Origin of the sequence: Pseudomonas sp. UBA7530, assembly GCF_002479365.1 — a bacterium.
Lineage (GTDB): Bacteria > Pseudomonadota > Gammaproteobacteria > Pseudomonadales > Pseudomonadaceae > Aquipseudomonas.
In genome coordinates this window covers 749,862-763,149 of the sequence record NZ_DLMS01000001.1, presented here as the reverse complement: position 1 = coordinate 763,149, position 13,288 = coordinate 749,862, and the positions used below count along the sequence as shown (strand labels likewise).

At 63.1% G+C, this 13,288-nt stretch carries 10 protein-coding genes; 6 read left to right on the top strand and 4 right to left on the bottom strand.

Annotation, left to right across the window (positions count from 1 at the left end):
* Positions 1-29: 29 nt before the first annotated feature.
* From B2U07_RS03610 to B2U07_RS03600, 3 genes are all read right to left on the bottom strand, one after another.
* Complete coding sequence (locus tag B2U07_RS03610; RefSeq protein ID WP_296275878.1) at positions 30-896, bottom strand: ABC transporter substrate-binding protein; 867 nt, start codon at positions 894-896, stop codon at positions 30-32.
* Entirely contained in the window at positions 893-2,887 is a 1,995-nt protein-coding gene (gene fhuB, locus B2U07_RS03605) for a Fe(3+)-hydroxamate ABC transporter permease FhuB (protein WP_296275875.1), read from the bottom strand. Before fhuB (B2U07_RS03605) ends, B2U07_RS03610 begins: the two co-directional genes overlap by 4 nt.
* 63 nt (positions 2,888-2,950) lie before the next feature.
* Entirely contained in the window at positions 2,951-3,700 is a 750-nt protein-coding gene (locus tag B2U07_RS03600) for a siderophore ferric iron reductase (RefSeq protein WP_296275873.1), read from the bottom strand.
* A 495-nt stretch (positions 3,701-4,195) separates the two neighbouring features.
* Between B2U07_RS03600 and B2U07_RS03595 the strand changes: the two genes are divergently transcribed.
* From B2U07_RS03595 to fhuF, 6 genes are all read left to right on the top strand, one after another.
* Complete coding sequence (locus B2U07_RS03595) at positions 4,196-5,872, top strand: multidrug ABC transporter permease/ATP-binding protein (protein WP_296275871.1); 1,677 nt, start codon at positions 4,196-4,198, stop codon at positions 5,870-5,872.
* A gap of 328 nt (positions 5,873-6,200) precedes the next feature.
* The gene (locus B2U07_RS03590; protein ID WP_419096308.1) at positions 6,201-8,402 is read left to right on the top strand and encodes a TonB-dependent siderophore receptor; all 2,202 of its coding nucleotides are present in this window, start codon (positions 6,201-6,203) and stop codon (positions 8,400-8,402) included.
* A gap of 71 nt (positions 8,403-8,473) precedes the next feature.
* Complete coding sequence (fhuB, locus tag B2U07_RS03585) at positions 8,474-10,510, top strand: Fe(3+)-hydroxamate ABC transporter permease FhuB (RefSeq protein ID WP_296275867.1); 2,037 nt, start codon at positions 8,474-8,476, stop codon at positions 10,508-10,510.
* A 10-nt stretch (positions 10,511-10,520) separates the two neighbouring features.
* Positions 10,521-11,435, top strand: a complete 915-nt coding sequence (locus tag B2U07_RS03580; RefSeq protein WP_296275865.1) for an iron-siderophore ABC transporter substrate-binding protein — start codon at positions 10,521-10,523, stop codon at positions 11,433-11,435.
* Positions 11,436-11,547: 112 nt separating this feature from the next.
* Positions 11,548-11,670 carry a hypothetical protein gene (locus B2U07_RS03575; protein WP_419096307.1) on the top strand — a complete coding sequence of 41 codons (123 nt, stop codon included), beginning with the start codon at positions 11,548-11,550 and terminating at the stop codon, positions 11,668-11,670.
* 21 nt (positions 11,671-11,691) lie between these two features.
* Positions 11,692-12,435, top strand: a complete 744-nt coding sequence (fhuF, locus tag B2U07_RS03570; protein ID WP_197858161.1) for a siderophore-iron reductase FhuF — start codon at positions 11,692-11,694, stop codon at positions 12,433-12,435.
* Positions 12,436-12,445: 10 nt separating this feature from the next.
* On the opposite strand, the gene B2U07_RS03565 is transcribed toward fhuF, so the two are convergent.
* Positions 12,446-13,213, bottom strand: a complete 768-nt coding sequence (locus tag B2U07_RS03565; RefSeq protein WP_296275862.1) for an ATP-binding cassette domain-containing protein — start codon at positions 13,211-13,213, stop codon at positions 12,446-12,448.
* Between the last annotated feature and the right edge of the window lie 75 nt (positions 13,214-13,288).

The following is a 13,288-nucleotide window of genomic DNA, read 5'->3' as shown; positions in this document are numbered from 1 at the left end:
CAGCCCCGCCTGATCATCGGCGGGGCTTTCTATTGCGCGGGCAGCTTCAGCAGCGCTTCGCTGATGGCTTCCGCCAGGTACTGCACGCTGAACACGCCGCCGTGAGTCCAGGTCGCACGCATGCTGGTCAGGCGCTGCTGGCGCACGAATGGCATGGCCTGCCACAGCCGTGTGGTGAACAGGCGCTCGTGCTGGGCGAAGGGTTCGATGTAGATCACCACGCCATCCTCGATGCTGCCGAGTTGGGTAACCGGCGCCTGGATACTGCCCCAGCGGCTGACTGGCACTGCTTGTGCCGGCTGCAGGCCGAGCAATGACATAGCGTGCTGCGGCAGTGAATTGGGGCCGAAGATGTACACCTGGGTGGCTGACGCGAAGCGGATCAGGGTGACCTTGGGCAACTCACCGCCGAAGTGTTCCAGCAGGTGTTGGCGCAACTCGTCGATGCGCTGTTCCATCTGCTGCAGGCGCTCGTGCGCCAGATCACTGCGCTGCAGGCGTGCGGCCAGGTCCAGGTAGTTGTCGCGCTGCAGTTGCAGGTTGTCCTGCTGCTGGGTGAAGTCACCGTAGCTGAGCACCGGTGCAATGCGCTCCAGCGGTTGGCGCATGTCCTCCAGCAGGGGCGTGATCAGGATCAGCTCGGGGTGCAGCTGTGCAAGCCGCTCCAGGTTCGGTTCGGTACGACTGCCAGTGTTGAGCACCTCGGCGGGTAGCGTCGGATGCACCACCCAATCGCGGTAATCCGCGGCGTCGGCCACGGTGAGTGGGATGATGCCCAGTTGCAGCAGGTGCTCGGCAGGCTCCCAGCTTAGCGCGGCAATACGCGGTTCGGCCGGCTCGGCCAGTGGCAGCCAGCAGAACAGGGGCAGGCAGAGCAGCATCGTGCAGCGCTTCATGCCAGGCCCCTGCGCAGCAATAAGAAGATGAAGTAGCTGCCGCAGAGGATCGAGGCGACGATGCCCAGCGGAATCTGCAGGGGAAAGATCAGGTTGCGGCCGATGAGGTCGGCCAACAGCATCAGCAAGCAGCCAAGTAGCGCCGCCAGCGGCAGTTGCTGCTGAATGCGCCGAGCACCGAGGGTGACGGCCATGTGCGGAGCGAGCAGACCGAGAAAGCTCACCGGGCCGACCAGGCTGGTTACCAGCGCGCAGAGCAGCGATACCAGCAACAGCAGGACCAAGCGCGTTGTCGGTACATCCAGGCCGCGTCCATGGGCGATGCCGTCGCCTGCCGAGAGCAGATCCAGCGCGCGTTGCCAGAACAGGCTGAGGCCGATCAGCAGGCTTACCCCCGAACCCAGTGCGATGGCTTGCAGACCGCTGACCCTATAGGTTGAACCGGCTAGCCAGCCGAGCAGGGCCAAAGAATCCGAAGAGCCCTGACCGAGGGCCAATTGCAGAGCTGTATTGAGCAGAGCCGCCAGGGCCATGCCGACCAGTACCATGAGTGCTGGCGAGTACTTCTGCTTGCGCCCTAGCAGCAATAAAGTCGCCAGCACCAGCAGGCAGCCGATGAAGGCGGCAATCGGTGCCATCAGCCAGAACAGCGCCTGACCGAACAGCAGCAGACTGATCATCACCGCCAGTGCTGCACCGGCGCTGAGGCCGAGAATGTCGGGGCTGGCCAGCGGATTGTGCAGCAGGCGTTGCAGCAGCACGCCGGCAACGGCCAGCCCGGTGCCAGCAGCCGCTGCACTGAGCAGCCGCGGCCAGCGCAGCGACCACAGGACGTCCGATGGCCAGGCCAGTTGCCAACCCTGTGGCACGTATTGCAGGCACAGGCCAAATAGCGCTGTGAGCGCCGTAGCCAACGTCAGCAGCCACCATGTGCGAACCTTGCAGCTGTCGCTGCCTCGGGTCAGGGCCAGCGCTTGCCGATCTTGCGCAGCACCCTGGCGACGGGCAAGCCAGAGCAGGGCTGGCGCGCCAATCAGGGCGGCGACGGCGCCCGTTGGTATCTGCTCGCTCAACCAGTGGCTGAGCAGTAGCGCCACGGCATCGCTGGCCAACAGCACCAACATGCCCAGCAGTACGCTGTAGACCAGCTCGTCACGGGCCGTGCGGGCGCCACACAGACGCGCCAGGTTGGGCGCCACCAGGCCGATGAAACCGATCAGACCCACGGCGGTAATGGCTGCAGCGGTCATCCATAACGAGGCAAGAAACAGCATCAGCAGCGCCGGCCACAGGTTCAGCCCGCGCCCCCGAGCGGCAGTGCCACCCAGCTTGAGCAAGGTCAGCACGCGCGGGGCGAGCCACAGGAGCAGCAGTCCTGGCAACAACTTGGGCCAGAGCCAGTGAACCCAGGACCAGTCGATCTGACCCATATCGCCTGCGCCCCAGATGAACAGGCCGCGTGTCTGTTGCTGGTTGAGTATCAGCACAGCGATGGCCAGTGCGCCCAGTAGCAGGTTCATCGCCATGCCGGCGAGTATCACTGGCAAGCCGGAGATACCGTCGCGTCCTGCAATTAGCAGTACCAGCCCGACGCTCAGCAGTGCGCCGGCCAGCGCCGCCCAATGGCCATGCTCGGCAGCAAAAGCAGGGAAGACCAGGCTGGCGGCCAGCAAGCCGAGCCAGGCGCCGGAGGCAGCGCCAAGGGTCATGGGTGATACCAGGCGGTTCTGCGTCAGTTGCTGCAAAAGGCTGCCGGATAGCCCCAGTGCTGCGCCCACCAGTAGCGTCATTACCAGGCGTGGCAGGCTGGCCAGGTGAAATTGCAGAGCGGCGAAGCTGTCGCCTTCGGGGAAAGCCAGCGACCAGTGGTCCAGGCTGATATTGAGGTGCAGCAAGGCGATGGTCAGCAGGCCGAGCAACGCCAGGCCGTAGCGGCAAGCGCCTGCTTTCAGTGGGCGCCAACTGTCGACCAGCCTCGGTGCGCTGTGCATCTCAGCCAAACCCGGGCGACCCGTTGATTCGAAGTGGATTGTGCGTTGCGTAGCACGCGCACATCAGCAGACCAGCTCCTCGCGAAAGCGCTGCAAGCGCTCGGCAGGTTTCAATCTCGGGCAGCCGGCACAGGGCTCGCCGTCGGCGCGGCGAAAATGTTGGCAGCAGGCGTTGCGTCCCAACGCCAGGCACTGGCTGCCATCTTCGAGACTTACTTCGATCAGTGGACTCTTGCCAGGCAAGCCCAGTGCCTGAAGCCAGCGGTCTTCCAGCTCTCGCAGCTGGCCATTGCTCATGCCCTGGTGGCGTTGCAGCAAAAGCAATGCGGCACGGGCGCAGTCGGCAATCAGCAGCCGCGCCAGCTTGGGGTAGATGTTGGAGACACCGTTGAACTCCTCCAGCTGGCGTTCCAGCAGGTTTATCAGTCGCTCAGCAGCGTTCTCGACAAGATTTCTGTCATCGGTACGCAGTGGGCAATCGGGCGGCAGGTTGAAGCCTCCGACGAAGCCCTGCCGGATCGATTGTCCCATGCGTTTCAGGCAGGGTACGCGGTGTTCCAGGTGAGCGGCCAACAGGCTCAGGTAGATGGGTTGCCAGATCAACAAGGTCCAGCAACGGGTGGACCAGTAGTGTCGCCCGGCCTCGGGGTGGGCTTGCTGCCAATAGTCGTGCAGCGCGGCGATGCGCTCCTGATTGCCTTGGCCGCCACACAGCAACTGATCGCTGCGTACTGGCGCCACGTTGCCATTCAGGCCTGGCAGGCAGAGGGAGACGGACTTGAGCAGGGCGTCGAGGTCGGTAGCAGGATGCATGGCGATTGAACCCGGAAGCTTCGCGAATAGAACGCGTCGGCAGAAGCGACCGGGGCAATCTAGCAGTCAAACGCTAATAGTACAAATTATCATTTGCGTGTCTGGGTGATGCAAGGGAGATGAGACAGCCCACAAGCAACTCGCCGCCAGAATGGAAAAGGTAGCCCGGCTGGCGAGCAGAAGAAATCAGGGGATGATTTCTGGTTTAGGGGCACGTTTGGGAGTATGCGATAGATATCTAAACGATCAATTCCATAATCTTCCGGGGCAGGCCGTGGGGGACAGCAGGCCGTGCGCCAGGTGCTTGATGCGTTGGCGGAGCGGACCCCGCGCATGCGCCGAGTTTTCGGCCGGTCTTACCCAGCGCGAAGTGGCAGCTCGACTGGGCTCCTCGCCGGCGCTGATCAATCTGCTTATGCGCGATACCCTAGGGCATTGCCGTGTTCGACTCGACGGGCAGTGCTCGCGTCACTGCCCCTGGCCAAGAGGTTCTGAATGAAACTGCTGCGTCTGGTTTTCCACGAATATCGCTGGTCCATCGCGCTAGTGCTGGGGCTCAGCCTGGGCAGCGCATTGCTCAGCGTGGCGGTGATCGCCTTCATCAATCAGCGCATGCTTACGCCGGCGAGCAATCCGGGCGTGGCGCTGGGGCAGTTCGTCGCCTTGCTGGCGTTGCTGCTGGTGCTGGCCTCGGCGGCGCAACTGTCGCTGACGGCGCTGGGCCACCGCTTCGTCTACCGCATGCGGCGGGCGTTGGTGAAGCGGGTGCTGGACACGAGCATCGAGCGTCTGGAGATCATCGGTGGCTCCAACATCATCGCCAGTCTGTCCAGCGACATCCGCAACATCACCCTGGCCTTCGTGCATCTGCCCGAACTGATCTACGGCAGCGTGCTGACGCTGGCGGCATTCGCCTATCTGGCCTGGCTCTCGCCGGGGTTGTTCGTCACCACGCTCTTGTGGATGAGCTTTACCCTTGGCGTTGGTTGGTTGCTGGTCGGGCGGCTCAATCATCACCTGCGCATGCTGCGTGAGTCCGAGGATCGTCTCTACGGCGACTACCAGGCAGTGATCGACGGGCGCAAGGAGCTGACTCTCAACCGTGATCGCGCGCAGCGCCTGTACGAAGACGAGTTCGACCTCAGCGCGCGCGCCTATCGCGATCACGTGACCCTGGCCGACCGTTACCACGGCCTGGCCAGCAACTGGGCCAACATCATGGTGCTGGGCACTATCGGGCTGGTGTTCTACCTGGCCAACGGTCTGGGGTGGGCCTCCACGGCGGTGGCGTCTACCTATGCGCTGACCATTTTGTTCATGCGCACGCCGCTGGTGTCGGCGGTGGCGGCGATTCCCACGCAGATCGCCGGGCGTGTGGCTCTGGACAAAGTCGAGTCGCTGGCGCTGGCGCCACATGTAGAAATCTTTGCGCATCCTGCCGATCCCTTGAGTGGCCAGTGGCAGGTGCTGGAGTTGCACGAGGTGGAGTATCGCTACCCTGCGCAGGATGGCGAGTCCGGTTTCGACGTAGGGCCGGTCAGCCTGCGTCTTGAGCGCGGCGAGACGGTGTTTCTGGTCGGTGGCAACGGCAGCGGCAAGTCGACCCTGGCGCGTCTGCTGACGGGGTTGTACATCCCGCAGCACGGCGAGATACGCATCGATGGCCGGGTGCTTGGACCGCAGGAGTGGCCGGCCTACCGCCAGCTGTTCGCATCGGTGTTCACCGACTATCACCTGTTCTCGCAGCTGCTTGGCCCGCACGGTGTGGCGGCATCGGATGAAGAACTCGATCACTGGCTGGGCAGTTTGCACATTCGCCACAAGGTGCAAGTGGCGGCAGGGCGCCTGCGCGACACACGCCTGTCCGCCGGTCAGCGCAAGCGCCTGGCCTTGTTGCTGGCCCTGCTGGAAGCGCGCGACGTCCTGCTGCTTGACGAGTGGGCCGCCGACCAAGACCCACTGTTCCGCCAGGTGTTCTATCGCGAACTGCTGCCGCAGTTGAAGGCCGCCGGCAAGACCGTATTCGCCATCAGTCACGACGATCACTACTTCGACCAGGCCGACCGCCTGCTCAAGATGGATGGCGGGAAGCTCTACGAACTGCAGGGCGAGTATCGCGCCCGGGCCAGTCGCAACGCGCTGCTGGAGATCGGCGGCGCCGCCCATTCCTGAGCCTGATCGATGCTTGCGCCGGGGGCCTGATCCTGGCGGTCGGCGGACGCCACTCCAGCGTTTTGCGGCTGTTGCCACCGTTTATGATCACGGCCGTGCAGACGAATCAGGTGGCGGAGATCTTCGCCAGCGCCCTCGATGCTGCGTTTGGCCGCTGAAGAAATCGAAAACATGAATCTGCCCCTTCGTAGTCAACCGGGCAGAACGTTTCAAATTGCCATCTAAATGATAAAAATTACTATTTAGTTTCAATCTGATATTGGTTAGGCTGGCGGGCGTTTTTTGACAGGCCAGCGGATTGGCTGGCGGGACTAGGGGGGAGAACAAGATGTCGGAAGCAGTGCAGGGTGCTGGACGTTTTCAACTGAAATGCCTGGCCGTGGTAATAGCCGCCACGTGTCACGGAATGGCTCACGCGCAAGCTGATCAGGTGACGCTGCCGGAGCAGACGATCACCGGTGAGCTGGACCGCCCTCAAGGCCCGGATTACGGCTACAAGGCCGAGAAAAGCCTGACCGCCAGCAAGACCAGCACGCCACTGTCGGAGACGCCGCGTTCGGTATCGGTGGTGACCCGCAAGCGTATCGAAGACCAGAAATCGCAGACCCTCACAGATGTCCTGGGCTACGTGCCGGGTATCTTCGCCCCGCCGTTTGCCGTAGGGGACGGCCTGGCCGGCGACTACTTCTTTATCCGCGGTTTCAACGCCACCGACTACGGCTATGGCCTGCTGCGCGACGGTTTGCGCGTGCAGGGCAACCGCTACGACACCACCAGCGAACCCTATGGTCTGGAGCGGGTGGAGGTGTTCCGTGGGCCGACCTCGATTCTCTATGGCGAGAACGCACCGGGTGGTCTGGTCAACCTGGTCAGCAAGCGCCCGACCGCAGCTTCGCAGGGCGAAGTGCAGCTCAGCTACGGCTCCAACAACCGCCGCCAACTGGGCGTGGATGTTTCAGGCCCATTGAACGATAACGGCAACGTGCTTGGCCGCGTGGTGTTGTTAGGACGCAATGCCGATACCGCAGTCGACCATGTACAGGATGATCGTATCTACGTTGCACCGTCGTTGACCCTGAACTTTGACGATTACAACAGCCTGACGTTGCTCGCCAACTATCAGAAGGATCGCACCAAGATTCAGCTGGGATTGCCAGCGGCGGGCACGCTGCTGCCCAATCCCAATGGCAAGCTGGACAAGGACACTCTGGTGGGTCACCCGGACTGGGATGATTTTGACCGTGAGGTCTGGACTCTGGGCTACGAATATACCCACCGCTTTAACGACGATTGGCAGTTCCGCCAGAACTCGCGCTATATGCAGTCGCGTATCCAGCGCAACGAAGTCTGGCCGAGCAGCAGTTTGTCCAGTGCCAATTACAGCAGTACTGTGGGTACCAACCTGGCACGTGATCGTTACAACAAGTCCATGACCTACTCGCTGGATAATCAGCTGGAGGGCAACTTCGCCACGGGAGCGCTACAGCACACATTGTTGGTGGGGCTGGCCTTCGACCGCACTTCCTTCAATCAGAATCAGGATGTCGGGATCATCCCGGTGATTGATTACTACAACCCGGCCTGGGGCGTAGTGGGTGAACCGACTACTCCGATCGCCCAGGGCAATACGTTGCTCGAGCAAAAGATGACTGGCGTCTACAGCCAGTTGCAGAGCAAGTATGAAAACTGGATTTTTCTGCTCGGCGGTCGTTTCGACTCGGTCGACAACGAGTACCGCAACAAACTGGCGCCGGCCTCCGATCTTGATTTCAGCGATCACAAGGGAACCTGGCAGGGCGGTGTGATGTACCAGTTCGAAAACGGTCTGTCGCCCTACTTCAGTTACTCCACCGCTTTCGTACCGGTGCAGGAAACCTCCGCCACCAATGGTCCTCTGGATCCGATTACCGCTGAGCAGTACGAGGTGGGTCTGAAGTACGAGCCCAAGGGCTGGAATACGATGTTCACCGCAGCCGTATTCGACTTGCGCAAAGAAAACGACGTCTACTACGAGGCGGCCATCAATGATTACCGTCAGGTTGGTGAGAGCCGCTCCAAGGGTGTCGAATTGGAGGTCAGCAGTGATATCAGCGCCAATCTGAATGTCACCGCTTCCTACACCTACACCGATGCACGTGTCACCAAGGACGCGCCAGGATCCTTACTTGAAGGCAATCAGATGACTGGCGTGCCGCGCAACCAGGCATCGATCTGGGCCAACTACCGCTTCCTCGATGGCGCGTTGCGCGGTCTGCGTCTGGGTGGTGGTGTGCGTCACTTCGACAGTACCTTCGCTTATACCAACCCGCCTGGTACTAACCCTGCCGTCGTTTCCTACGGCCGTCTGGACACCGGCGACGTGACACTGGTCGATGCGGCGATCGGCTACGATATCGACGAGCACTGGTCGGTCGATCTAAATGCCAAGAACGTCTTCGATCAGGAGTACGTGGCAGGCTGCAACAATGCCGGGCGCTGCTACTGGGGCGATGAGCGCACCTTCCTCGGTACCGTATCGCTGCGCTGGTAACAGGCAACCGAGTAAGCAAACCAAGGCGAGGGGGATCACCCTTCGCCTTTTTGCGTAACTAAGGACAACGGATGACGAGTTTGAGTCGCCCCGGGCAGCCAGCCGCTGCGCGCGGTATCGGTCACGCTGGCCTGGCGCTGCTGGGGCTCGTGCTGCTGCTGGCGATGCTGCTGTGGCAGGGCGTGTTGCGCCATCCCTGGCCAACTGCCGAGGCCTGGCTGGCGCCGCTGTCGTCGACGCCATCGCTCGATGGACTGCTGCTGTGGTGGACCCAACTGCCACGTGCCTTTGCCGGCGTCGTGGTTGGCGCCTGCCTGGGCGTTTCCGGGGCGATCATGCAGCTGATCACGCGTAACCCGCTGGTGTCGCCGGATCTGCTCGGTATCACCGCAGGGGCACAACTGGGCGTGATCCTCGGCATGCTTCTGCCCGGCGCGCTGGGTTTGCCGCTGATCTTTGTCGGCGGCCTGCTGGCGGCCTTGTTCACCTTCCTCATGGCTGGCGGCTGGAACACCTCGCCGCTGCGCCTGACCCTGGCCGGGGTAGCGGTGGCGCAGACCTTCGCCGCGCTGATCGCACTGTTTCTCAGCCTCAACGACCAAGCTGCGATGGTGGTGTCGCTTTGGAATACCGGTTCGCTGCAGCAGCTGGGGTGGGGCGCGATGCGTCCGGCGCTGTATGTGTTGCCGCTGATTGCCCTGGCGCTGCTGGCGCTGATGCGGCCGATGAACCTGGCCGTGCTGGGCGACGGGCAGATGCGCTCGCTGGGGCTTTCACCGGCCTGGCTGAAAGGGCTGAGCATCGTCCTCGGCAGTCTGCTGGCGGCGCTGGCCATTCATCTGGCCGGGCCGCTGGGCTTCATCGGGCTGATCACGCCTAACCTGTTGCGCTTTGCCTTCGCCGTGGTGCGGCCTTCCCGATTGATCCCCTTGTGCGCGATCTGGGGCGCGCTGCTGACGGTACTCGCCGATGCGCTGGTGGCGGCCGTCGAACCCTGGTTCCAGCTGCCGCTAGGGGTGTTGTCGGCGGTTCTCGGCTCGCTGGCGATCCTCTTGCTGCTGCGCTACGGGCGCAGCGCGCCGGTAGCCGCGGTCACGGCGAACGTGCCGGGCGAGAACCGGGCCATGCGCCTGCCGCTGTGGTCGTTCGTCGTGCTCGCAGTGCTGGTCTGCCTGGCGCTGCTGGTCGGGGGCACGGCACAGGGCGAGTCGGGGCTCTGGGCGTTCTGGCAACGGGTGTGGATGGGCGAGCCCATGGCCATGACGCTGCTCGATCTACGCTTGCCAAGGCTGCTGGTGGACATGGCCGCCGGGGCATTGCTGGCAACCGCCGGCATGCTGCTGCAGGCAGTTACGCGCAATCCGCTGGCCGGCCCGGAAATCCTCGGGGTGAGCCAGATGGCGGCGCTGGTGGTACTACTGGCACTGATCTTCATGCCCGAGCTGGCCGTTGCCTGGCGCTTCCCGCTGGCGTGGCTGGGCGCTGGCTTGGCGCTGCTGATCGTCATCGGTCTCAATCTGCGTCATGGTCTCGAGCCGTTGCGCGTGACGCTCACCGGCTTTGCCATTAGCGGAGTGGTGCTTGCCATGGTGAGCCTGCTGATGGCGCAGTTCACTAGCAATATCGCCCAGGCGCTGATCTGGATGGTGGGCAGCAGTTATGGCCGCACCTGGAGTGATCTGCAGGCCATGCTGCCCTGGCTGGTGATCGGCCTGGCGCTGTGCGCGGCGACCACACGCTGGATGGATCTGCTGCAGCTGGGCGATGGTGTAGCCGGCAGCCTCGGCTTGTCGGTGCCGAGCAAGCGGGTGCTGTTGATCGTGCTGGCCAGCGCATTGATTGCCGCGGCCGTGGCGGTGGTCGGCCCGGTGGCGTTCATCGGCTTGCTGGTGCCACATGGCGTGCGTTTGCTGGGCTTTCATCGCGCTCGCCAACGCTTGGTGGCGGCGCCGCTGCTGGGCGCGACCCTGCTGGCTTCGGCTGACTTGCTCGGGCGCGTGCTGCTGGCACCGCTGGACATCCCGCTGGGAATCGCCACGGCCGCCATCGGTGCGCCGTTGTTCCTACTGCTGCTCAGCCGTGTCTATTTCAGTGACAAAAGGAACTAGTGCGGTGGCGATGCTGCGTCTTTTCTGTGGGGCATTGCTGCTCTGTCTGACACATGGCGCCTGGGCGACCGATGCGCAACTGGTGGCCCGGCAGTCGGCCGGCGTTGGAGACGCGCCACAGCGGATCGTCAGCCTCGATGAGCTGAGTACCGAGCTGCTGGTGTCGCTGGGGATCGAGCCGGTGGGGGTGGCCAACTTGGCCAGCTATCGTCGTTACATCAGTATCGGCAACGGCCTGCTCGAGCGCAGCGTGTCGCTGGGCAGCGCGCAACAACCCAATCTGGAGGCCATTGCCCGGCTCAAGCCGGATCTGATCATCGGTGTGGCCTACCTGCACCTGCCGTTGTTCGAGCGTCTCGATGGCCTGGCACCGACCCTAATCTATCAGGTGTCGCTGGCATCGGCAGGCTATGACGGCGTGGCCATCGGCGAGGCCATGCTGGAGCATCTCGGGCGTCTGACCAGGCGCCAGGAGCAGGCCGCTGCAGTGATCCGCGAAGGTCAGCAGGCGCTGGATGCTGCGCGTCAGTCCGTGCGTGAGCAAGGCCTGCAGGGCGAGCCGGTTGTCGTGCTCTACCCACTGGTGCAGCAGGGTAGTTTTATCGCCCTAAACCAGCAGACGCTGATCGGTAGCCTGATGAATCGCCTGGAGGTGCGCTCGCCCTGGACGCTGCGTTCCGCGCACAGCCTGCACCGGCGCATCGATATGCGCAGCTTCGCCAGTGAGCCGGGCCTGCGCGTGCTGTTCATCGGCGGGCAGGAGCGGGCGCCGTTCTTCGCCAGCCCTCTGTGGAAGGCGCTGCCGGTCGCTCAGCAGCAGCGTTACGCCTTTCTTCCCACACCGTACTGGACCTTTGGAGGCCCGCGCTCGGTGGCCGCTATCGCTACCCAGGTGCGTGAGGCCATCGAGGCGATGAATCGTTGAGTTCTGTCCCAGGCTCGCTATCTGGATTGATCCTTGCTGATGACCAACTATTAATGTTCTGCTATTTAACCGACGATCAGGACGGCGCGAACCGCGCGCCGGCAGTGCGAAGATGATCGCCTATATGCAAACGCTGGGTTACTACCGGGAAAAGGAGTTCGATTCATCTCATAAGTGCACCGCGCTGATGGCTATCGGGCGCGAACGTTTCTTCGATGGCGGGGTACTGTATTGAACGCATCGGGAAGCGCTCAGGGTGATTGAGGCACTGGCGCCGCTGTTCATCGGCGATTTCTCCTCTTATCGGGACACCTTGGTGCTGCACGACGACCCTCGGCCCTCGGTACCGCTGCGCCAACTGCTCGGCAGCGAAGGCCTTCCGGCGCTGCTGGCGCGCTTCGGCGAGGCGTACGCAGGCGGTGACCGACGCGCGCTGCTGTCGCAGTGGTCGAAGCACTATTTCGTGCGCCTGATTCCGCCGGTGGTGGCCGCCGCGCTGGTGCTGAACCGGCGCCTGCCGCTAGGCCTCGATGACATCGAGGTTGTACTCGATGAGGAGCACTTGCCACAGGCTTTCAAGCTGCGCGATGCGGGGGAGCCGTTCGCCCCAGGCGATCCCTTCGAGCGTTTCGCTCATCTCCAGCATGATCACTTGGCCCCCCTGATTCAGGCATTTACCGCGCAAGTGAAGGTCGCCCCCAAGGTGCTCTGGAGCAACGCCGGCAATTATTTCGAGTGGATTCTGACGGCGCTGGGCAAGGTCCTGCCCGCGCCAATGCTGGCCGACGGCTTCAGCCTCCTGCAAGCGGCCACGCTGCCTGATGGGCGACGCAATCCGCTGTATCAGCCGGTGCGTTATGTCGAACTGCAGGGCGCTACGCTGCCGTGGCGACAGCGACGGGTGTGCTGCATTCGCTATCTGCTGCCTGAACTCGAACTGTGCGAGAACTGCCCTCTGCTCGACGAGCCACCTGCGCAGGCGTCTGGTTCGGTGTCGTGAGGGGCAGTGGTCAGTGCAGATAGCTAATAGGTGAGCCGTCCACCGGATTGGCCATCACCCCCATCGGCACGCCGTAGATGCGCTCCAGTGTCTCGCCATGCATCAGCTCGGTCGGGCTGCCTTGCGCCAGTAGACGACCACTGTGCAGGGCCAGCAGGTGGTCGCAGTAACGCGCGGCCATGTTGATGTCGTGCAGCACCACCAGCACGCCGAGGCCCAGCTCGCGGCTGAGGTCGTGAACCCGAGAGAGGACTTCCACCTGGTGGGCGATGTCCAGCGCCGAGGTGGGTTCGTCGAGCAGCAGGTAGCGGGTGTTCTGCGCCAGCAGCATGGCCAGCCAGACGCGCTGGCGCTCACCTCCGGACAGATGATCCACCAGGCGATCCGCAAACATGCCGGTGTCGGTCAGGTCCAGGGCGCGCTCGATATGTGCGCGGTCTTCGCTGCCCAGACGGCCAAGGGCGCCATGCCAGGGATACCGGCCGAAACCCACCAGCTCGCGAACGCTCAGGCCTTCGGTCTGCGGCAACTGCTGTGGCAGGTAGGCCACCTGACGGGCGAAGTCGCGCTGCCCCCACGCCGGCAACGGTTTGCCGTCGAGCAGGATCTGGCCACCGCTGGGCGACTGCTGGCGGGCAAGCAATTTGATCAGGGTGGACTTGCCGGAGCCGTTGTGGCCGATCAGGCCGACCATACGTCCAGCATCGATGCGCAGGTCCAGGGGATGCAGAAGGGTGCGTTCAGGAATGCTGAAACTGACGCTTTGCAATTCGAACATGAAGCCGTCCGCGGTCGGTGTGCGAAGGGCGTCAATCTAATTCAAACGCTAATCGTTATCAATTTTGCACTGTGC